Source organism: Butyrivibrio sp. AE3006 (genome assembly GCF_000424165.1).
Lineage (GTDB): Bacteria > Bacillota > Clostridia > Lachnospirales > Lachnospiraceae > Butyrivibrio.
Genome location: NZ_AUJJ01000012.1, coordinates 43,755 through 64,200 on the forward strand (window position 1 = coordinate 43,755; position 20,446 = coordinate 64,200).

The window sequence follows — 20,446 nt, forward strand, 5'->3', positions numbered from 1 at the left end:
AGTATTTTTCAGCGAATATTTTCAATAATCATGTACAGTAAACGGTACAATTCCTTGGCATCATTCTCTGATAATTTAATGCAGCCTCCGATCTTCTCGGGGATGCTTTTTGCCTTACTCTTAAGAGCCTCTCCCTCAGGTGTTATTGAAACAAGAAGGTTTCTCTCATCATTCTTGGATCTTGTTCTCTTGATATAGCCCTTGCTTTCGAGCTTCTTAAGAACAGGAGTAAGTGTTCCTGAATCAAGGAACAGATTCTCACCAAGAGTCTTAACGTTCATCTCCTTCTTTTCCCAAAGTACCATCATGGCAATATACTGAGTATATGTAAGGTCAAGCTCATCAAGATAAGGCTTATAGTTCCTTATTATCTCTTTAGAACATGCATATAACGGAAAACAAAGCTGGTTTTCCAGTTTAAGCGAGTCAAAACTATCTTTCTTTACATTAGAAGCCATAATAAATCCTCTTTTCCTAATTGATTGTATGCAAATTATTTGCTACCTAGAATATAATAACTCTATTTTGTCATTTATTCAATGGTGATATTATAAATTTGAATATTGCGATAAACATTGAAAAAGACCTGCGCGAAACAGGTCTTTATTTTATCTGTTTATTTTGCAGAATGCTTCATGTTCTTGATAGGAATATTTGCATACAAAGCGGGAACTGTCTTGCTATCAGTTGTAGCACCTTCAGTATCCATCTGAGTAAACTTGATATCAAGTCCGCTCTGATCTACCTCTACATACTTAGAAAGCACTTCAAGAATATCATTCTTGATTCGTTCCATAATCTCCGGTGAACAGCTTGATCTGTCTGATACAAGCACAAGTTTAAGGCGATCCTTAGCCATTTCGCTGGATGACTTTTTCTTAAAAATATCTGTCAGCTTCATATCATCGCCCCCTTATCACTTGCGAAAAACACTGGCCAATGCAGCGAAGAATCCCTTCTTATCCTCAAGGTTAAGGAAAGGAACTGATTCTCCCATTATTCTGCGGCAAATATTCATATAAGCCTGACCTGCCAGGGAATTATCGCCTGCAAGAGGCTCACCGTTGTTAGTAGCTACTACTATGCTCTCATCATCCGGAACAACACCAAGAAGCTCAACAGCAAGAATGTCAATTACATCCTCAGCACTCATCATATCTCCGCGCTTAACCATCTCAGGGCGAAGTCTGTTTACGATGAGCTGTGTTTTACCAATCTCATTGGCTTCAAGAAGTCCGATGATACGATCAGCATCTCTTACAGCTGATACCTCAGGTGTAGTAACAACGATAGCTCTCTCTGCACCAGCAATGGCATTCTTAAAGCCCTGCTCAATACCTGCAGGACAATCCATGATAACATAGTCAAATTCCTGCTTAAGTTCTTCAGCAAGCTTCTTCATCTGATCAGGTGTAACGCTGGTTTTATCCTTTGTCTGAGCTGCAGGCAAAAGGAAGAGTGTATCATATCTCTTATCCTTGATCATAGCCTGCTTCACCTTGCAGCTTCCTTCAACAACATCTACAAGATTATATACAATTCGATTCTCAAGTCCCATAACAACATCAAGATTACGAAGACCTATATCTGTATCAATGAGAACAACCTTTTTGCCAAGCTTGGCAAGACCTGTTCCAATATTGGCAGTAGTGGTAGTTTTGCCGACACCACCCTTACCGGATGTTACAACTATTACCTCTCCCATTTACTTCCTCCATACAAAATCATATTTTAATTATTCATACCAATTTATTATCTCGCATAAATGACGGTCCGTAAACATCCTTTACGACATGACCATTTAAAATGTAAGCCACCTCAGGGACTTTATCAACCACCTTTTTGCGGAATTTTCTTGTTTTAAGTTTCGGTCCTTTATCAGCATCAGGCGAAATTGCTATGGCGTTAGCTATTCTTATCTGTAAAGGATCCATTTCGAGAGCAAAAACAAAGGTACTTTCGTCTCCACCGGCGCCTGCATAAACACTTCCTCTAAGGGCACCGAGTACAAAAATACTTCCATTAGAGACAACAGAAGCACCGGGTTTAACATCTCCAAGAATAACAAGACTCTTTTTCTCATTAAGAGTCATACCGGAACGCATACTGCCATAAATAATTCTGGCATCATCCCTATCCGGAATCAAATCCTGTAAATCATCAGCCGGTATTGTATCCTTTATTGCATCATAAACCTCAGACATGTCATATTGAGAAACACTGCTATTATCTGAAGTAGATGTAGCTGCTGAAGATGCAGTATCAGATGAAAATCTACTGAAAAGTTCATCAGTATCAGGATCCTCACAAATAACGCAGGTGATGGTAAGCTTACTGTTTTGAGTAATAATATCTAAAACCTGAGCAATCTCATCATCACTTAAAACTCTGCCCTTTATGAGTAATCCTACACTTACTCTTCCGAAAAACGAAGAAGATTCGCGAAATTTGGAAGCAATATCCTGTGTGAGATTTTCAAAAGATATGTCTCTGTCAAGCTCAAGGATAATACCCGAACCGGTCCCTTTAATACTTACTGAACCCATCTGATTTCATAATCTCCCTTGAAACTTTTAGTATAAAAGCCCTTGCCGCCAAAAAACGACAAGGGCATTTAATAACATATTCTATACAGTTAATTACTGCATACCAGCCTGCTTTGCAACTTCTTCTGCAAAGTTCTCTTCTCTCTTCTCAATACCTTCGCCTGTCTCGAAACGAACGAATCTCTTGATTGAAAGGTTAGCGCCGTTATCCTTAGCAACCTGTGCTACATACTGGCCAACAGTCTGCTTTCCATCTTCAGCCTTAACGAATACCTGCTGATTGAGGCAGATCTCTTTAAGCTCTTTCTGAAGACGACCCTCGAGCATCTTCTCGATGATCTGCTGAGGCTTTCTCTTTCCTTCAGGAAGCTCCTCGTTCTCCTTTGTAGCCTGAGCAAGAAGGATCTCCTTCTCATGGTTTCTGAACTCTTCAGAAACATCGTTCATATCAACATACTTAGGATTAAGAGCTGCAATCTGCATTGCAATGTTCTTGATTGCTTCCTTGATGTTATCGTTAACAACATCTGTGTCAGCCTCAACAAGAACTGAAATTCTTCCGCCGCCGTGCACGTAAGGAACTACGATACCGTTCTCAGCTACAACCTTCTCAAAACGACGAATGCTGAGCTTCTCAGAAATAACTGCTGTGATATCGATAAGTGCTTCCTTAACTGTCTTAGCAGAATCAACGTTCCAAGCTTCTTCCATGAAGCTGTCCATATCCTTAGAATCAGACTCTACAGCCTGCTTAGCAACTGCCTCAACGAATGTCTGGAACTGCTCGTTCTTAGCAACGAAGTCAGTCTCTGAGTTAACCTCAACAACTGCTGCTGTCTTGTCATCCTTAACAGCGATTCTTGTAAGACCCTCAGCTGCGATACGGCTAGCTTTCTTCTCAGCCTTAGCCTGACCGTTCTTTCTAAGGAACTCTACTGCTGCATCCATATCACCGTTAGTCTCAGTAAGTGCCTTCTTGCACTCCATCATACCTGCACCGGTGGACTCACGTAACTCTTTTACCATTGCTGCTGTGATAGCCATGTATTTATATCCTCCGCGAATAATATTATTTTTATCAATTGAAGCTTATAAATGGATTACTCCTCTGTCTCAGCCTCAGCTTCCTCGCTAACAGCCTCAGCCTGCTCAGCTGTAAGTGCCTCAGCACCCTGATTAGCCTCGATAACAGCATCTGCCATCTTACCAACAAGAAGCTTTACTGCACGGATAGCATCATCGTTACCAGGGATGATGTAGTCAAGCTCTTCAGGATCACAGTTTGTATCACCGATACCGATAAGTGTGATTCCAAGTGACTCAGCTTCCTGGATGCAGATTCTTTCCTTCTTAGGATCTACTACGAAGATAGCATCAGGAATTCTCTTCATATCACGAATTCCGCCAAGAACCTTGTTGAGCTTCTCATACTCTTTGTTGAGCTGAGCAACTTCCTTCTTGGGAAGTACATTGAATGTGCCGTCTTCCTGCATCTTCTCGAGCTTCTTAAGACGATCGATTCTGCTCTGGATTGTGCGGAAGTTTGTAAGCATACCACCAAGCCAACGCTCGTTTACATAGTACATACCGCAACGCTCAGCCTCTGTCTTAACAGCGTCCTGTGCCTGCTTCTTTGTACCAACGAAAAGAATAGTACCACCCTGCTGTGCGATCTCAAATACTGCCTTGTAAGCCTCGTCAACCTTAACAACTGACTTCTGAAGATCGATGATGTGGATACCATTTCTCTCTGTGAAGATGTAAGGAGCCATCTTAGGGTTCCATCTTCTTGTCTGGTGTCCGAAATGTACACCTGCTTCAAGTAACTGTTTCATAGATACAACGCTCATGTTATTACCTCCATTTGGTTAATCTTCCGCATATCTTTGCCTTGTGACCCGAAGGGGCGTTATTTCCTTCGGAAGGTTCACATCCTATCTTCATATCTAAAAGACACCGGATGAAAAGTGGATATGCGTGTTTATTTGTGACTCTGTGAAAAAATAACACTAAAAAAGCCCATAAACTCACAGCTTCAATAGAATACCATGATTTTGGGCTTTTGACAAGACATTATTTTGTTATAATCCTAGCTATCTCTTCAAAAGATGCTCCTTTGGGTATCTGCTTGGTACCTGATCTGATCTTTCTGTCGAGACCTGCATTAACGAGATAATTGTTAAATGCAACTCCATCATCTATAATTCCTGCTTCTCTTATGATTCTGGCGCAGGTATCTGATTCGCTACCGCCCGGGATAACAACCACAACATAATTAACATCAGATGATGCAGGCTGAGCTTCAGCAGTTTCTACGGCTTCATTGGTCTGAGGCGCTGTAGATTCAGTCTCTGCAGGAGCTTCTTCTGTAGTAGATGCTTCTGATGAAGAATTACTACTTGCAGAATCATCAACTTCCTCTTTTACAGTAGTGTCAGTTTCTTCATTTTCTGTTTTAGGTGATTCGTTTTCTGCAACTTCTACTTCAACAGATTTAGAAGCTGATGAGCTGCTCTCTACCGTTTCCGTGGATGTTGCCCCCGCTGCGTCGTCACCCGCGAGTGCAATATCCGGCTCGGCTTCAACGCTTTCGCTGCTTTCGCCAAGGTTGCTGCTCTCTTTCTCTTCTTCAACCACTTCAGGAACTGATTCACCTGTTTCAGACTCCCCTTGGTTGATTTCTTCAGATATTTCTTCTCCCTGCGTATCCAATTCCGTATCGGATGAAGTTGAATCACTTTCAGCAATCTCCTCTGTTAATCTGGCGGATTCTGAATACTGGGATAATGTATCCTCCGCTTCTACCATTCCAAGCTGTTTTGCTCTTCTTATTACTTCTTCATCACTTATCTTTGATGAAGAACCGGAAAGAGCAACTCCCATAATAATGGCTGTGAGTAAGACTCCTACACCCATTCCCCGTAAATAATACTTAAGCTTCATACTCTAGACTAATGCTCCTCACATAATAGAACTTCTATTCTTTTTATGCTTGCCGGCAAGATCAATAACAAGCTTAACCTCGCCAATACCAAGCTTTAATTCACGTGCTATAACAACTGCAGATTTTCCTGCCTTGTGCATATCAAGTATTCTCTGATTCCTTGATGCAGGATCTCCCGGCATAAGCTGCTGCTGCGCTTCAGCTGCTTCTGCCTTTTTCCTTGAGGCATCTGAAATGGAAACAACCTTTGCTCCGGAAATATCCTCTGCAGCATCTGCTTCTGGAATCTCCGGCATTTCGGTTACATCTCCTACAGGAGCTTCCTGGCTGTATTCCGGAGTTTCATTAACTGTTTCACTAATGTCATGCTCATATTCTGTATTAGCTACTTCTGATACAGGAGCATTCTCATTTTCTGCAAAGGTATTCTCAGGTGTAATTATGTTACCGGGTTCTGAACCTATAACCTTATTCTGAGTCTTCTTCGCAGCTGCAGTGTCTGCTCTGTCCAAAATATCAACAAGTGATGAAAACTGTTTGGTCTCTTCCTCATTCTCAAGCTTAACTACAGTTTCATCAGAGTCATCTTCATCAAAATATTCAAATTCTTCATTAGAAGTATTTTTATTGGAAACATCTTCTCTGATTACAGGATCATAATCAGGTGTCTTGTGAAGTACAGGCTCAGATACAGTATGCTCGAAAGCCACAGGCTCAGGTACAACTACATTAGGTGTACTCTCTACGCGCATCGCAGCTTCCTTTGCAGCTTTTGCAGCCTCTTCTGCCTGCTCGGCGGTAAGTACAGCTTCTTTTGCAGTCTGCTTAACCTCTTTTGCAGCACGATTAACCTCAGAAACAGTGTTCTTGAGGTTCTTATGCTTATCATTAAGCATGTCATACATAAACATTACTTCATCATGATTCTTATGGATATCGTTCATGACAGTATCTGAATACTCACTTATCGCGGACATTTTCTCATTGGTAACTCTGTCCATTGCACGCTCAGCCTTATTGATGGCTTCCTCTGTGCATTCATCAAGCATCTCGTCAATCTGCCCCTGTGAATTACGAATTGCTTTTCTGACAAGATCATTGATCTTGGCTTCAGTCAGCTCGCTGTCCACCTCATTCAGCGCAGAGTTGTTCGGTATCAGATACCCTAATATTACCGCCAGGATTCCGACGATGATTAAAATAATTTCTGTAACACTTATCATAATATCCCCACTAGAAACCGTGTACCCTTCTCCCAAAAAGATACAAATATAAAAGTATTATAAAGTGTTCAGATTTTGAAGTCAAACCCTGAGGAAATATGCATATCAAGAGGCCTTCCATCGGACCCTATTAAGGTCTCGGAAAGTTTTTCTATATTTTCCTTGGTATGCTCCCTCTTTTTCTTTTCCCCCTTGCCGCCATTTCCGCTGTACTCATTCTTGCCTTTTTCCTTGGCATCAAATTTTTCCTGCTTATTCTGATCGGCATTTTCTTTTTCATTTACAGAGTTAGCTTTTTGATCAACTTCCTTGTCAAACTGAGTCTGGAAGGTGTTCTGATTTGTCATAGCCCGATTGTCTTCATTTGCTTTTATCTGCGCTATGTCATTTGTTCTGGCTATCGCCCCCTGAAAATCTATTCTTCCTATCGACATAGTTGCCTCCCTTCGCTTCTAACATCCCCTTTCTTACATAATTTATCGGCCACCTGACCCTTCTAGATTAGATAGCGCCTGTCTTTACGTAACCATCTCTCAGTTCAAACCTGCAATACTGCGACTGTGTCTTAAGTGTTGTGGTCTGATCCCCAATCTGAATAGTGGTTCCGGGATATGCTGTTCCTTCTACTATAACATAAGCATCCTTCGATTCAGCTAATTTTTGTTGAATCTCTGCCAGCTCAGCATTATTTTTCTCAAGCTGGGATGTAAGAATCTTATGCATAGTCATCATCTGCTGTGCCTGTCTTGTCTGCTCGGGAGTTAGGGTTGCGCCTGAGCGAAGCCTTTTGGTAATCGCATCAATAGTAGGTGTGACTGCTTCAAGACGTTTCTGAGAATCTGCTATAGCTTTTGTCAGTTCTCTTAGCCTTAACTTAATGCTGGGATCTGCGCCAACTTCGATAAGCGTACTTGCTCCCATTTCACTACCAAGGACCTTGGCAATGATCCTGTCAGTAGCCGTGCATCTCCCACCTGCAATAAATCCTCGTTTTCCAGAAACTCTTATCTCAGTCCCGGAAGAAACCGTCGAATGCATAATGCTCTCACTTGTAATAGAACCCTTTGCATTTACCCTGGCATTTTCAATGAACTTCGTTACGATATTTCCGCCGGCAGATATGTCGCCCTTGGACATTCCGTTTATTCCTCTTTCCAGGATGATATCATTACCTGCCTTTAAGCTGGCGCCTTCAACCACGCCTTTAACGATTATGTTAGCACCTGCTTTAACAGAAAAACCTGTCGCAACGGTTCCCTTAACTTCAACGCTGCCGTCATAGTTTATATTTCCTGTTGAAACATCAATGTTATCAAACTGTATTACGTTGCTGACAGTAACCTTTCCTTCTTTCACAGTTACATGCCCGTCAGCATCGGCATAAAGAACAAGGCCATCCTCTGACAGCTTTGTATTCTTACCTGCTTTTATCTTGGTGGGCTTAACAGGGTGGGGCTTTAAAATCTCGCCATAAATATTCTGCCCAGGATCTCCCGGATCCTCAGGCACAAGCATGGCAAGTTTATCACCCTTTTTGACATGGTTGATCATGTTCAGATTAAAGTAATCCACACTTCCGTCTTCACGCATAGTGGGCTGTGCACGAAGATTCATCTTGAAGTTGTACTCAACCTTAGCGTCGCATCCTTCCCTTGTTTTTCTGCCCTTTGCTATAACAAATTCCTTGCAGTATTCTCTGTTTCCAAAGAATTTCTGGATTGCTTCGGAGTCAATTCCAAAGGTTATCTCTCTGTAGGCAAGGTCCTGTATGAATTCCTTTGGTGTCATGAGCTCGCCGTCTTCAGAAGGAGCATAAAAAAATGCCGTGACTTGCATGCGGTCTCTGGAAATGGTGAGCTTATAGCTCTCCCTTTCCGGATATGTCGGTGATTCGTTTAAAATCACAAGCATACCGTCCGCATTAGTCAGGGCATCATTAAGAACAGCAGGAACAAAGCTGATTGCACGGTCATCAAGATACTCTTTTACAGCATCGTATTGAAGGGAATCTCCGCCATCAGTTGGTGGATAAATTCTTATGCCTGTTTCTCTGCCACCTGTAACCAACTGAAAATAACCGTTCATAACATCCTCCTGGATTATAGCATTACCTTAATTCAGTCAAAATTCCTAAGTATTTTCCAAGCTTTTCTCTCATTTTCTGAAGTGCTCTTGTGTGCAGCTGTGATACTCGAGATTCAGAAACCTCAAGGACATTGCTTATTTCCTTCAGTGTAAGCTCTTCATAGTAGTAAAGAAGAATGACTTTCTTCTCTTTGTCAGTAAGAAGCTGCAAGCTTTCGGCAAGCATCTTCTTAAGCTCTTCTTTTTCAAGAGCTTCTTCGGGTTTATCGAAACTGGATGCAAGATTGTTGGTATCTTCAGGCACATCGCTTCCCTGCTCCATGAACTCATTGAGAGAAACAACGCCTGTAACCTTCATCTGGTTCTGCCAGTTAAGGTACTCATCTTCTGAAATGCCAAGCTTTGCGGCAATCTCAGAATCGGAAGCAGGATGTCCCATCTCTCTCTCAATATCATGAATCGCAGCTTCAATCTTTTTCTGTTTTTGCCTGATAGTTCTGGGAATCCAATCCATTTTCCTGATCTGGTCAAGGATTGCACCCCTGATTCTTACACTGGCATAGGTTTCGAATTTGACGTCCTTAAGAAGGTCAAACTTATCAATGGCATCAATAAGACCAAAGATGCCATAGCCCACAAGGTCATCATATTCCACGTTAAAACCCAAATACATGGAGAGTCGCCCCGCAACCAGTTTAACAAGCGGAGCATACTCCAAAATTAACTTTTCGCGAAGCTCAGGAGCCTTCGTCTTTTGATATTCACTCCAAAGCTTATTTCTTCCGGCTTCATCCATGTGTTAATTTTCCTTGTTAAAATTCTTCAGTATCGTCGATACCTACGAATTCATCGCTTTCCCCGAAATCCGCATAGTCATTCGGTGTATTTTGTAGTCCCTCCTCAGCTTCAAGGGCTGCCTGTTCTGCAGCCAGCCTCTCCGCTTCAGCCGCAGCCTCCGCAGCTGCAAGTTCGTCTGCCTCTCTTGCAGCTATTGCTTCTTCCTGAACGCTAATAGCATCATCTCTGGCCTGAACGAGGTCATTGAAGTGTGATACAAGCCACTCAAGAAGAAGTCCGGCTACAGTAAAAATGACAAGAGAAATAAAAAGTGTTGTAAGCCATTTCCCGATATCGTAATGCTGAAGGTAAGTGAAAATTGCTACAAACAAACTGCCTGACAGCATTACAAAAGCGGTTATAAGTCTTGTTTTTGGCGCTTCCGTCTTGGCAATAACTTCAGTTCTTACATTTACTTTTTTCTCTTTTTCCTTTTTAGAATCTTCAGATTGTTCTTCTGATGTTTCTTCTAATTTTTCTTCGCTGTTTTCTTCTTCTACTTTGCTCATATAGTCTTTTCCGGCTTACCGACAGCTCTTATGACAAAATCTCCATTTTCCGGGTAGAAAATAACCGTTCTACCATAAGATTCCCCTGTATCCTGCGCCAATATCGGAATATTCAACTCCTTTAGTTTTTTAATTGACGCTGCAACATTTCTTTCACCGACACGCATGGTTGCATTTGATGAGCTAAAAGCGAACATCTGCGCTCCACCTGCAATTTTGGCAACCAGTCTTGATCTGTTTGCTCCCTTTGCAACAACCTGCTTTATAAGTTCCTCAATGCCGGTGTCGGCAAATTTAGGAATGTTGGAGTTATTCTTAATTTCTTTGGAATCAGGTAGCATTACATGTGCAAGGCCACCAATTTTTGTCACAGGGTCTCTTACAGCTATACCCACACAGGAACCAAGGCCCAATGTCGTTATCCCGTCAGGACTTACGCAAATATTAAGATCAGCCATACCAACCTTGATTATTTGGCTCATGCATTAGCTCCTTATCCTGTAACTGTGATATCACCCATGCCAAGTGATGTCAGTATCTTACTGTAACCATCCATATCAGGAAGCAGGATAAAATATCCACTAAGTGTCTCTTCATCGAAGAAGCTGGTCTCGATCAAAAGAATCTTATCTCCCATCATGCCGAATTCTATCGCCGGAACTGAAAGTATTGCACCGGCCATATCAATCGCAATAAATGGAACAGAAGGCAGGAGCTTCAAGTTGGTTATCATTGACAGAGAGTTCAGATATGAACCTGTAATGATGTTTCCAACTTCCTTAATTGCTGAGAGCTCAGTCTCATCAAAAGGAACACTTTCATCCTTGTCTTTAATCCCCATGAGCATATTTACCAGATGTCTGGCAGCCTTCATTCCAAGCAGGAACATGATACTTCCGTTTATATCTCCCTCAACGCTAAGATATATACCGGTCATTATCTGCTCTGCTCCACCCATAAGGTCGCCAACATCCTTAAAGTCAAGAAGCTTTACCTGTGGAACAGACATATCCACCTTTGTATTAAGCATCTGTGCAAGTGCTGTCGTAGCGTTACCGGCACCGATGTTTCCAAGCTCCTTGAGTACATCAAAGTATTGACTGGACAGATTGTCCAAACTCATCTCACTCAAAGATTTTCCTCCTCATACTCTAGCTGTTTACGCTTTTGCCTTGTCTTCCTCCATCTCAACCATGTTGAGATCGAGTATAGAAACGAGACCACCTTCATATTTACCTACGCCGCTGATAAAGCTGTTGATCTTTTTGCCTTTATCATTACTGTAGGTAACCTTTTCAATGCTCTTACTTCCAAGCGTAAGTACCTGGTTAACCTGATCAACTATGATGCCGATAAGTGTATCTTCTTCTGCTTTAAGAATGATGATTCTGCTCTTATCGGTAATCTCATCCGGATCCATTTCCATTTTAAGTCTGAGACTCATTACAGGAACAATGACACCACGGATATTGATAACGCCTTTGAGATAATGAGCTACCTGAGGTACTCTTGTTATCTGCTGCATACGCACAATATTGTCAATGTACTTAATATCTATTCCATACTGTTCTTCGCCAAGACGGATAACTATATACTGAATAAGTTCACCCATGTCTTGTGTATCTCTAAGTTCATTCATAGTTATTTACCCTTTCCTGCGACTTTCGACGCAATAATCACAAAGCTGAAGGTTACGCGAGCTGGTTTGTATCGAGGATCAGAGCGATCTCACCATCACCAAGGATTGTAGCGCCACTGATCATACGACATTTGCTCATATACTTACCAAGAGGCTTGATAACGATTTCCTGCTGTCCCATCAGTTCATCGATTACAAGACCGATCTGCTGATCACCCTTTCTGGTGATTACAACAACAAGATCTTCATCCTCAGCCTTTGTGCTTTCAGTTTCAAGAGCTCTGTTAACACGAATGATAGGAGTTACGTTGCCGCGGAGGTTGATAACTTCTTTGTTCTCAACTGTCTTAATATCTGCGGGAGCAACATCCTCAATACTCTGGATGGAATCAAGAGGAATCGCATACTTCTCGTTTCCTACGATAACCATCAGAGCCTGTATAATAGCCAGTGTAAGAGGGAGTCTGATGATCCATGTACTTCCTTCACCGAGCTTAGTCTTAACATCAACTTCACCGGAGAGGGATTCAACCTTGGACTTAACTACGTCAAGACCAACGCCTCGTCCGGAAATTTCAGATACCTGCTTGGCAGTTGAGAATCCGGGATGGAAAAGGAGCTCAACAGCCTGCTTCTCTGACATGGAATCAGCCTGATCCTGAGTGATTACGCCCTTTTCAATAGCCTTATTCTTTACTGCTTCTGCATCGATACCATTACCATCATCACCAACCTCGATAACAACGCTGTTACCATCCTGGTATGCATGAAGGAAAATCTGTCCTTCTTCAGGCTTACCGCGCTCTGCACGGAGCTCTGCTGACTCGATACCGTGGTCTGCACTGTTTCGAAGGAGATGCATCAAAGGATCACCGATCTCATCTACAACGGTTCTGTCCATTTCAGTATCTTCACCGGTCATGGTCAGTTCCATCTTCTTGCCAAGTGATTTATTAAGGTCACGGATCATTCTCGGGAACTTCTGCAGTACGCTCTCGATAGGAACCATTCGAACTTTCATGACTGATTCATGAAGGTTGGTTGTTACGCTTTCAAGATACTCAATCTGCTCATTAACTGATCCGCTTACTATTCCAGCTGAATTTGCTGCTGATATAAGTGAGTTCTTAGCGATAATAAGCTCACTAACCAGGTTCATGAGAACATCAAGTTTGTCGATATCAACACGGACTGTTCTGTTAACAACAGGCTTACCAACAGGCTTCTTGCCGCCAGCATCTTTTGCAGGTGCTGCTGCAGGCTTAGCTGCGGGAGCTGCTGCAGGTGCTGCCGGTGTTGCAGCTGCAGGTGCTGCTGCGGGTGCCGCTGCTGCAGGTGCTGCGGGCGCTGCTGCAGCTGCAGGTTCAGGATCTTCAGTACTTCTTGCAGTACTGGGATCAAATTCACCAATCTCACAATCCTCTATTTCAGAAACGTTCTTGACAATCTCTCTGATCTTGCCAACATCATCCTCATCAGTGGTTATGATCATGCTGAAGTTAAATTCAAATTTTTCGTCTTCAATATCCTGGGTGGAAGGTTCAGAAGCCGCAATTTCACCGATCTCCTCAAGTCCTTTGAATACGAGGAATGCTCTTGCTGCTTTAAGAATACAGGAATCCTGAATTTTGACATTGATTCCAAAGATTTTCTTGCCGCTTGCTTTTGCATCCTCAAGGCTGCCCTTAGCATCAGGATCAAGTTTGATTGCCCTGAAATCCTTTGTAGGATCAGCATCGGGAGCAGGTCCGTTTGCGGGAGCTGCTGCAGGTGCTGCTGCGGGTGCCGCTTCTGCTGCAGCGGGTGCTGCCTCAGCTGCAGGAGCTGCTGCAGGTGCTGCTGCTCCGCCACCTGCTCTTATATCTGCAAGCGCTTTAATAAGGTTTGCGTTGGTCTCAGATCCTTCGTCCTGTGACTCTGTGATATTATCTACGTAAGCCTGAATAGCATCAAGACACTGGAAAAGGGTGTCTATCATACTACTGTCAATTTTGAGCGTGCCGTTACGCACGTCAGAGAAGACATCTTCCATATCATGGGTCAAATTCTGCATGTTTGTATAACCCATGGTTCCTGCCATTCCCTTCATGGAATGTGCAGAACGGAAGATATCATTAATAACATCCTCATTCTCCGGATCCTGCTCAAGCTGCATGATTGCATCATTCAGCGTCTGCAGATGCTCCTTTGATTCGTCGAGAAAGACGCCTAGATACTGAGAAACATCCATAATCCCTTTACCTCCATAAGAAAAGCGAACGTTTTCGAGAAGTAATCGGGAACCAGGCGTCGAAAAACAACACGGGAAGTTACATCTTAGTCTAAAGTCTTCGATGTAACTAAATGGTACACCAGGTTCGTGAGGAACCTCATCAGGTGATCACTTAACTCCAACGTTCATTATTATTTCCTGGGCTACGTCATCAAGTGTAACGACCTGATTGACCAGACCAGCTGTTGCCACTGCCTTAGGCATGCCATAAACTGTACAGGACGCTTCATCCTGTCCGATGACATGTACCTTTTTAACCGATTTCAGATTTTTTATTCCTTCTGTACCATCTGCACCCATTCCTGTGAGTACAACACAGCAAATCGTGTCGTAATCAGAATCCATGAGAGATTCATACATGAAGTTTGCACATGGTCTTACGCCCTCTCTTGTAGGACCATCTACATAGTGAATGGTGTGCTTACCGCCGGATGTAATTATATGCATGTGCTTACCGCCCTTTGCGATATACACTGTACCAGCCTGAAGAACATCACCTTCCGCTGCTTCTTTTACACTTATCTCAGAAAGAGAATCAAGTCTTTCTGCAAGTGAAGCTGTGAAGCCTTCCGGCATATGCTGTACAAGTACAACCGGTGTTTTTAAGTTTTTAGGAAGTTTGGGAATAACCGCTTGAAGCGCACGAGGACCGCCCGTAGAGCTTGCAATCGCAACGATTCGATTGCCGGTGACCTTGTCTGCATGCTTGCCGACGATTTCCACCACCTTACGAGAGGCTTTCATTTCATCGAGTGAGAAAGCCTTCGTACTTATTACAGGAGCTTTCGATTCGCATACCGCATCGAGTGTCCTGATAAGTGTTTTAGTGAAATCGTCGCCTCGGCATTCCGAAGCACGATCCGGTTTATGAATGAAGTCCAGAGCTCCAAGTTCAAGGGAATCAAGTGTAACCTTCGCACCTTCTTTGGTGTCGGTACTACACATCATTACCTTTGCTCTGATCTTATTCTTATTGATCTCTTTGAGTAACGTAATTCCGTCCATACGAGGCATGTTTACATCGAGTATAACTGCGTCATAGGAATTCTTTTTCAGCAACTCAAGAGCTTCAATACCGTCTTTGGCCTTATCTACAACCTGAAATCTTGAATCTGAGTTTATAATATCACTAAGGACGGTTCTCATGAGTGCAGAGTCATCAACTAATAAAATTTTTTTCGACATTTAGTTTTGCTTCTTTCTAATTTTTCGTTCTTCCTCAAAGATAAAGTGAATAATATCTTCTCTGGAAGTCTCGTCAATGTAGGCGTACTGTATGCGGTGTTCATACAGTCCGGGCCTGTTTTCAAGTTCCTGTACCCTTAGTACGTTACACACCATTTCATACTCAACATTATTAATATTTCCTGGTAGTCTGTACGCACAATAAATCGTGCTGCCCTCCTCATATTGGAAGTTAGCGACAAATCGTAAACCACCACCACTGATATCTACTATCACGCTTCGCTGCAGCGGTTTGCTTGTGCCTATTAAAAGCCCCCAGTTTCTGCGGAGGGCTTCTACCTCTTCCTCAGAGAAAATCCTGGATTTCAGTTCAAGCGCACAGCTAAATCTGTAATATTCTCGTCTTTGCAGCCTCTGCAGATTACTCAGAAGATCCAAAACAAGAATATAGACGTTGTTGCTTCGGTATCGGTCAACGATCCTTCCGTAACATTGGAACAGTCCTCTTGAGCTATAGAAACACAGACTGTACTCCCCATCCACAGGAAGCAGCACCAGTTTGCCTTTATCCATTGGCATCAGTACTTCTATCCTGTCCTCCGAGATTACGTCTGTAATCTTACTCAGATGGATTTTACGTGTGCGACTGTCCTCATCCATCCAGACCTTGCCGATTGCCTTTAGCTCGATTTTGTTACCGGGCGATATATAATCCGCAAGCATTTTCAGGTACCCCTCTTACCTTTATTTTATTGACCGGAATTTTGCTCTCCGGAACCTTTTTCGTTTAATTTTCTGCCTGTGATAATATGCGAGAAAAATGCAGCCATTCCGCGCGGCTTAATAATATCCGCTGCATTTTTGTCCGTAAGTCTCGCTGCAATCTGTTCAAACGCCTTCGCCGATTTTGCGTTGGGATACTGTATCGAAACAGGAGTCTGCTGCATAACGCCTCTTGCAAGACTCTGATCCTGTGGTATCTCTCCAAGATACGAAAGCGGAAGCTTCAAATATCTGGCAACAACAGCATTGAGCTTGTTAAAGAGCTGCTGTCCCTCTTCAGTGGAAGCTACCCTGTTGGATACAACCTTGATCATGGTGTTTTCCTTTGAAAATCTGGGCTGTTGATTAAGTGCCTTCAAAAGCGAATATGAATCGGTAATGGAAGTGGGTTCGGGAGTGGTAACAAGAATGATCTCACCACTTGCAACCAAAAACTCCATTACGGCATTGGAAATACCCGCACCTGTATCGATTATTATCGTATCTGCAATCGCATCAAGTTCTGCCAGATTAACAATTATATAAACAAGATAGTCCCTGCTTAAATCATACATTCCCGAGATTCCGGAACCGCCTGAAATAAATCCAACGCCTTCAGGTCCCCAGGTAATGATATCCTTTATATTTTTGCCCTGATAAATAAGATCGCTTAGATTATGCTTGGGTACTGTTCCAAACATTATCTCAATATTAGCAAGTCCAAAATCCGCATCAAGTATGATTACTCTCTGACCCATTCTGCGAAACTGTATCGCAAGATTGATAGCCACATTGGACTTACCTACGCCTCCCTTACCGCTTGTAACGGTAATTATTCTGGCAAGCGGCCTTGTAGGGGCATTTTCTGCCTTAATTATTCTTCTAAGCTGTTCAGCCTGATCCATAAATATACCTGTTTCTATTTTATCAAAATCTGTAAAAATGTCGACATTTTATTGTAAATTAATATAGCGTTTAATGACCGCTCAATAAGCTCTTAACACTTCTTTGCGCATCAAAAACAGCAATATCACTGGGAACATTTTGACCATTTGTAATATAGGACATGGGAGCTCCCGTGTGCATGTGAATATTGTAAAGATTACCCGCAGAACTGGTCTCGTCCATTTTGGTGAAAATAAGCTTATAACGGACAAGCTGCGAATAACCATCTGCTATCTCTATAAGATCTCTGTACTTGGTGGTTGCGCTCAAAACAAGATAATTCTCTGTTTCTACAAGCTCTTCCAGGGCTTTGATAAAGCCCACCATATTCTGCTTCTGTTCCTCGTTGTGGAGGCTGTGACCTGCGGTATCCACCATAATGTAATCATAATCCTTGAAATCTTCTGCAGCCTGTTTAATCTCATCAACAGAATAAATAACGCGGAAAGGGATCTCCATGATGGTGGCATAGGTTCTGAGCTGATCTGCAGCAGCGATTCTGTATGTATCCACAGTCAGAAGTGCAACCTTTTTCTTTTGATTGATTCTAAGCTCTGATGCAAGCTTGGCAATGGTTGTGGTCTTACCAACACCTGTAGGGCCTATGAAAATCTCAGCGATTGGTCCCTCGGATGACGGAGGCTTTATGGTATCAGCCGCACCAAATTTAAGAACCATTTTCTGGTATACATTAGCAAGTACATAATCCATAGGAATATTAGGCTTGCTGACTTTTTCAACTTCATCCGTAAGCTGGTTGACATAAACCTCGTCAACCTCGCTCTCAATAAGCGAATTGTAAAGAACCTTAACAAAAGTAATTGTCTCTTCAGAAAGAGTATTACTCTCTTCTTTATCCTCATCCTTCTCATTTTTAAGATTCTTCTCAAGAAGGTTATGAAGGCTGTCGAGTTTTTCCTCAATAGCGCTGTTATCTTCATTCACAGACTCAGTGACAGTCTTAGCAGGCTCTGATTCCCTTCTGTCATGGTTTTTGGAGGATGTCTCTTCATGTTCGGAAGAACCAACCTTAAGAGGCGGAATCTCTCCGGATTCCTGGGCCTTAAGCAGTTTTTCGCCTATACTTGCATTAGATGGCTGGGCAGGCTTAACTGTCTTTTGCAGCTGCACATTATTGGGTCTTATGGGTCTTGTCACCTTGGAGGGCTCATCTTCAAGTGCTACCGTCACTTCTATTCTTGGCGGAGCAAAAATAGCAAAGAAGCCGCTCTTTTTCACCGGGCGTACATTCATTATGACTATGTTGTCACCCAGCTCCTTCTTCGCAATTTCCGTAGCCTCTGATTCAGTTTTTCCGGTATATTTTTTAATAATCATATTATGCCGCTACCATCCCAACTGACTGCATTTCAACATTAGGTTCTACTTCGTTGTAGGATATCACGATCAGATCCTTGTAATAATCCTCAGTCATTTTCTTAAAGTACATACGAACTATAGGTGATGTCATGATAATAGGCACTCTGCCCGCATCCTCAAGCTTCTTGGCCTGCTCACCAACTGATTTAAGTATTGCCTTTGTCCTGGCGGGATCAAGGGTGATATACGCGCCGGTCTCTGTCTGCTTAACAGAATCCATGATTTCTTTCTCAATCTTGGGATCAAGCGTAATAACACTGGTGGTCTCACCGGGATAGAAATATTTACTTGATATCGCTCTTCTAAGGCTTTGTCTCACATATTCTGTGAGGATATCACTATCATGGGTTGAAGGTGCATAGTCTGCCAGAGTCTCGAAAATAGTAACAAGATCTCTGATGGATATGCCTTCGCTGAGAAGATTCTGAAGTACCTTCTCAATCTCACCAAGAGACATAAGCTTGGGTGTAAGTTCATCAACAAGAGCAGGATTGTTCTCCTTGAGATTATTGACAAGATTCTGTACATCCTGTCTGGTGAGAAGCTCAGCAATATGATTCCTGATAACCTCTGTAAGGTGAGTAGCAATGATTGAAGGCGGATCAACAACAGTATAACCAAGAGACTCCGCTCTCTCCCTCTGGCTCTCTGTGATCCATGTTGCAGGGAGGTGGAAGGAAGGCTCGTAAGTAGGAATACCGGTGATCTCTTCATCCGCATTGCCGGGATTCATAGCCATATAGTGGTCAAACAGAATCTCGCCATCGCTGACCTGTATACCCTTTATCTTAATAATGTATTGGTTCGGATTAAGCTGGATATTATCTCTAAGTCTGATAATAGGAACAACGGTACCAAGCTCAAGAGCAATCTGTCTTCTGATCATTACGACACGGTCAAGAAGGTCACCGCCCTGATTTACATCAGCAAGGGGAATAATTCCATAACCAAACTCAAGCTCGATGGGATCAACCTGCAAAAGACTGGTAACATTCTCAGGCTGTCTGATCTCCTCTGCCTGCTGCTCCTCCTCTGCCATTACCTCTTCCTCTGTATGAGCAACGGTCTTCTGTCTGTCCATCATAAAGCCAAGGGCTGCCACAAATCCGCCAAGAGGAATATAAAGAACATTGGGCAAAGGTGTAAGTATACCAAGGGCTGCCACAATCGCACCTACAAGATACAAGGTCTTGGACATGCCAAATAACTGTCCGATAAGGGCAGGTCCAAAATCAGCCTCTTTACTACCCTTGGTTACAAGGATACCTGTACTGAGTGATACAAGAAGTGAAGGAATTGAACTTACAAGACCATCACCCATTGTGAGGATTGAATATTTATCAAGAGCCTCTGTGATAGGAAGCTGCTGTCTCAAAACGCCCATCAAAATACCACCGACGATATTGATAACGGTGATAATAAGGCCGGCAACGGAATCTCCCTTAACATACTTCGTAGCACCGTCCATGGCACCGAAGAAGCTTGCTTCGTTCTGGATCTTCTCACGTCTCTCCTTAGCTTCCTGATCTGTGATAGCGCCGGTATTAAGGTCGGCATCGATAGCCATCTGCTTACCGGGCATTGCATCCAGGGTGAAACGGGCTGATACTTCAGCTACACGTTCAGAACCTTTGTTGATTACCATGAACTGAACAAGGATAAGCATCGCATAAACGATGGCACCAATGATCAGGTCACCTGCACCAACGAAGGAACCGAATACTTCGATAACCTTACCTGCATCACCACCAGTAAGAATAAGTCTGGTGGACGATACGTTAAGGGCTATTCTGAATATTGTGGTGAACAAAAGGATTGTAGGGAAGAATGACATGTCCAATACTTCCTTAGAGAACATCGCCGTAAACAATATGACAAAAGAAAGTGACATATCGAAGGCAAGAAGGAAATCCATCAGCCATGTCGGAATGGGGATAATAAGCATCATTACAGCCGCAACGAAATAAAGTGCAACGCCGTAATCAAATGCACGTTTTCTGATAGTTTCAAGGATGTTATTCATCTAATGCTCCCCCTTTCCCCATTTTTACATACTTATACACTTCTAGTATATCGCATACTATATCTTGTATTCAAGAGAAAAATGAAGCACAAGTAT

The 20,446-nt window shown here is 42.7% G+C and carries 21 protein-coding genes; all 21 read right to left on the bottom strand.

The window, feature by feature from the left end:
* Positions 1–8 precede the first annotated feature (8 nt).
* Positions 9–458, bottom strand: coding sequence for a MarR family winged helix-turn-helix transcriptional regulator (locus tag G603_RS0108215; RefSeq protein WP_026524326.1), 450 nt, complete (start codon positions 456–458; stop codon positions 9–11).
* Positions 459–616: 158 nt separating this feature from the next.
* Positions 617–901: a cell division topological specificity factor MinE gene (gene minE, locus G603_RS0108220; RefSeq protein ID WP_026524325.1), complete on the bottom strand. Its 285-nt coding sequence runs from the start codon at positions 899–901 to the stop codon at positions 617–619.
* 15 nt (positions 902–916) lie between these two features.
* Entirely contained in the window at positions 917–1,705 is a 789-nt protein-coding gene (minD, locus tag G603_RS0108225) for a septum site-determining protein MinD (protein WP_026524324.1), read from the bottom strand.
* Between the two features lie 34 nt (positions 1,706–1,739).
* Entirely contained in the window at positions 1,740–2,546 is an 807-nt protein-coding gene (locus G603_RS0108230; protein ID WP_026669917.1) for a septum site-determining protein MinC, read from the bottom strand.
* A 93-nt stretch (positions 2,547–2,639) separates the two neighbouring features.
* On the bottom strand, positions 2,640–3,590 hold the full coding sequence (gene tsf / locus G603_RS0108235) for a translation elongation factor Ts (RefSeq protein WP_026524322.1): 951 nt from the start codon (positions 3,588–3,590) through the stop codon (positions 2,640–2,642).
* A 56-nt stretch (positions 3,591–3,646) separates the two neighbouring features.
* On the bottom strand, positions 3,647–4,396 hold the full coding sequence (rpsB, locus tag G603_RS0108240; RefSeq protein WP_026524321.1) for a 30S ribosomal protein S2: 750 nt from the start codon (positions 4,394–4,396) through the stop codon (positions 3,647–3,649).
* A 223-nt stretch (positions 4,397–4,619) separates the two neighbouring features.
* Entirely contained in the window at positions 4,620–5,489 is an 870-nt protein-coding gene (locus tag G603_RS0108245) for a hypothetical protein (protein ID WP_026669918.1), read from the bottom strand.
* A gap of 18 nt (positions 5,490–5,507) precedes the next feature.
* On the bottom strand, positions 5,508–6,713 hold the full coding sequence (locus G603_RS0108250; RefSeq protein ID WP_026669919.1) for a DUF6115 domain-containing protein: 1,206 nt from the start codon (positions 6,711–6,713) through the stop codon (positions 5,508–5,510).
* 68 nt (positions 6,714–6,781) lie between these two features.
* Positions 6,782–7,147, bottom strand: a complete 366-nt coding sequence (locus tag G603_RS0108255) for a hypothetical protein (protein ID WP_026669920.1) — start codon at positions 7,145–7,147, stop codon at positions 6,782–6,784.
* A gap of 67 nt (positions 7,148–7,214) precedes the next feature.
* Entirely contained in the window at positions 7,215–8,798 is a 1,584-nt protein-coding gene (locus G603_RS0108260) for a FapA family protein (protein WP_026669921.1), read from the bottom strand.
* A 22-nt stretch (positions 8,799–8,820) separates the two neighbouring features.
* Positions 8,821–9,594 (bottom strand): FliA/WhiG family RNA polymerase sigma factor, encoded by a 774-nt coding sequence (locus G603_RS0108265; RefSeq protein WP_026669922.1) that lies wholly within the window; start codon positions 9,592–9,594, stop codon positions 8,821–8,823.
* Positions 9,595–9,610: 16 nt separating this feature from the next.
* A complete protein-coding gene (locus G603_RS0108270) occupies positions 9,611–10,144 on the bottom strand; it encodes a hypothetical protein (RefSeq protein WP_026669923.1) in 534 nt (177 codons plus the stop codon).
* Positions 10,141–10,626, bottom strand: a complete 486-nt coding sequence (locus G603_RS0108275) for a chemotaxis protein CheD (protein WP_026494497.1) — start codon at positions 10,624–10,626, stop codon at positions 10,141–10,143. The genes G603_RS0108270 and G603_RS0108275 overlap by 4 nt, the downstream gene beginning before the upstream one ends.
* Positions 10,627–10,637: 11 nt before the next feature.
* Positions 10,638–11,276, bottom strand: a complete 639-nt coding sequence (locus G603_RS0108280) for a chemotaxis protein CheC (protein ID WP_026524314.1) — start codon at positions 11,274–11,276, stop codon at positions 10,638–10,640.
* A 27-nt stretch (positions 11,277–11,303) separates the two neighbouring features.
* Positions 11,304–11,783, bottom strand: a complete 480-nt coding sequence (locus tag G603_RS0108285) for a chemotaxis protein CheW (protein WP_051207641.1) — start codon at positions 11,781–11,783, stop codon at positions 11,304–11,306.
* Positions 11,784–11,835: 52 nt separating this feature from the next.
* Positions 11,836–14,013, bottom strand: coding sequence for a chemotaxis protein CheA (locus G603_RS0108290; protein WP_026669925.1), 2,178 nt, complete (start codon positions 14,011–14,013; stop codon positions 11,836–11,838).
* 150 nt (positions 14,014–14,163) lie between these two features.
* Positions 14,164–15,240 carry a protein-glutamate methylesterase/protein-glutamine glutaminase gene (locus G603_RS0108295; protein WP_026524311.1) on the bottom strand — a complete coding sequence of 359 codons (1,077 nt, stop codon included), beginning with the start codon at positions 15,238–15,240 and terminating at the stop codon, positions 14,164–14,166.
* Complete coding sequence (locus G603_RS0108300; protein ID WP_026669926.1) at positions 15,241–15,963, bottom strand: flagellar brake protein; 723 nt, start codon at positions 15,961–15,963, stop codon at positions 15,241–15,243.
* Positions 15,964–15,989: 26 nt separating this feature from the next.
* The gene (locus G603_RS0108305) at positions 15,990–16,907 is read right to left on the bottom strand and encodes a MinD/ParA family protein (protein WP_026524309.1); all 918 of its coding nucleotides are present in this window, start codon (positions 16,905–16,907) and stop codon (positions 15,990–15,992) included.
* A gap of 70 nt (positions 16,908–16,977) precedes the next feature.
* The gene (flhF, locus tag G603_RS0108310) at positions 16,978–18,285 is read right to left on the bottom strand and encodes a flagellar biosynthesis protein FlhF (protein WP_026669927.1); all 1,308 of its coding nucleotides are present in this window, start codon (positions 18,283–18,285) and stop codon (positions 16,978–16,980) included.
* A gap of 1 nt (position 18,286) precedes the next feature.
* Positions 18,287–20,350 carry a flagellar biosynthesis protein FlhA gene (gene flhA / locus G603_RS0108315; protein ID WP_051197820.1) on the bottom strand — a complete coding sequence of 688 codons (2,064 nt, stop codon included), beginning with the start codon at positions 20,348–20,350 and terminating at the stop codon, positions 18,287–18,289.
* Positions 20,351–20,446: the final 96 nt, after the last annotated feature.

Coding starts and splice junctions, on each gene's coding strand:
- G603_RS0108215 (WP_026524326.1), bottom strand. CDS start 458: ATGGCTTCTAATGTAAAGAAAGATAGTTTTGACTCGCTTAAACTGGAA.
- minE (WP_026524325.1), bottom strand. CDS start 901: ATGAAGCTGACAGATATTTTTAAGAAAAAGTCATCCAGCGAAATGGCT.
- minD (WP_026524324.1), bottom strand. CDS start 1,705: ATGGGAGAGGTAATAGTTGTAACATCCGGTAAGGGTGGTGTCGGCAAA.
- G603_RS0108230 (WP_026669917.1), bottom strand. CDS start 2,546: ATGGGTTCAGTAAGTATTAAAGGGACCGGTTCGGGTATTATCCTTGAG.
- tsf (WP_026524322.1), bottom strand. CDS start 3,590: ATGGCTATCACAGCAGCAATGGTAAAAGAGTTACGTGAGTCCACCGGT.
- rpsB (WP_026524321.1), bottom strand. CDS start 4,396: ATGAGCGTTGTATCTATGAAACAGTTACTTGAAGCAGGTGTACATTTC.
- G603_RS0108245 (WP_026669918.1), bottom strand. CDS start 5,489: ATGAAGCTTAAGTATTATTTACGGGGAATGGGTGTAGGAGTCTTACTC.
- G603_RS0108250 (WP_026669919.1), bottom strand. CDS start 6,713: ATGATAAGTGTTACAGAAATTATTTTAATCATCGTCGGAATCCTGGCG.
- G603_RS0108255 (WP_026669920.1), bottom strand. CDS start 7,147: ATGTCGATAGGAAGAATAGATTTTCAGGGGGCGATAGCCAGAACAAAT.
- G603_RS0108260 (WP_026669921.1), bottom strand. CDS start 8,798: ATGAACGGTTATTTTCAGTTGGTTACAGGTGGCAGAGAAACAGGCATA.
- G603_RS0108265 (WP_026669922.1), bottom strand. CDS start 9,594: ATGGATGAAGCCGGAAGAAATAAGCTTTGGAGTGAATATCAAAAGACG.
- G603_RS0108270 (WP_026669923.1), bottom strand. CDS start 10,144: ATGAGCAAAGTAGAAGAAGAAAACAGCGAAGAAAAATTAGAAGAAACA.
- G603_RS0108275 (WP_026494497.1), bottom strand. CDS start 10,626: ATGAGCCAAATAATCAAGGTTGGTATGGCTGATCTTAATATTTGCGTA.
- G603_RS0108285 (WP_051207641.1), bottom strand. CDS start 11,783: ATGAATGAACTTAGAGATACACAAGACATGGGTGAACTTATTCAGTAT.
- G603_RS0108290 (WP_026669925.1), bottom strand. CDS start 14,013: ATGGATGTTTCTCAGTATCTAGGCGTCTTTCTCGACGAATCAAAGGAG.
- G603_RS0108295 (WP_026524311.1), bottom strand. CDS start 15,240: ATGTCGAAAAAAATTTTATTAGTTGATGACTCTGCACTCATGAGAACC.
- G603_RS0108300 (WP_026669926.1), bottom strand. CDS start 15,963: ATGCTTGCGGATTATATATCGCCCGGTAACAAAATCGAGCTAAAGGCA.
- G603_RS0108305 (WP_026524309.1), bottom strand. CDS start 16,907: ATGGATCAGGCTGAACAGCTTAGAAGAATAATTAAGGCAGAAAATGCC.
- flhF (WP_026669927.1), bottom strand. CDS start 18,285: ATGATTATTAAAAAATATACCGGAAAAACTGAATCAGAGGCTACGGAA.
- flhA (WP_051197820.1), bottom strand. CDS start 20,350: ATGAATAACATCCTTGAAACTATCAGAAAACGTGCATTTGATTACGGC.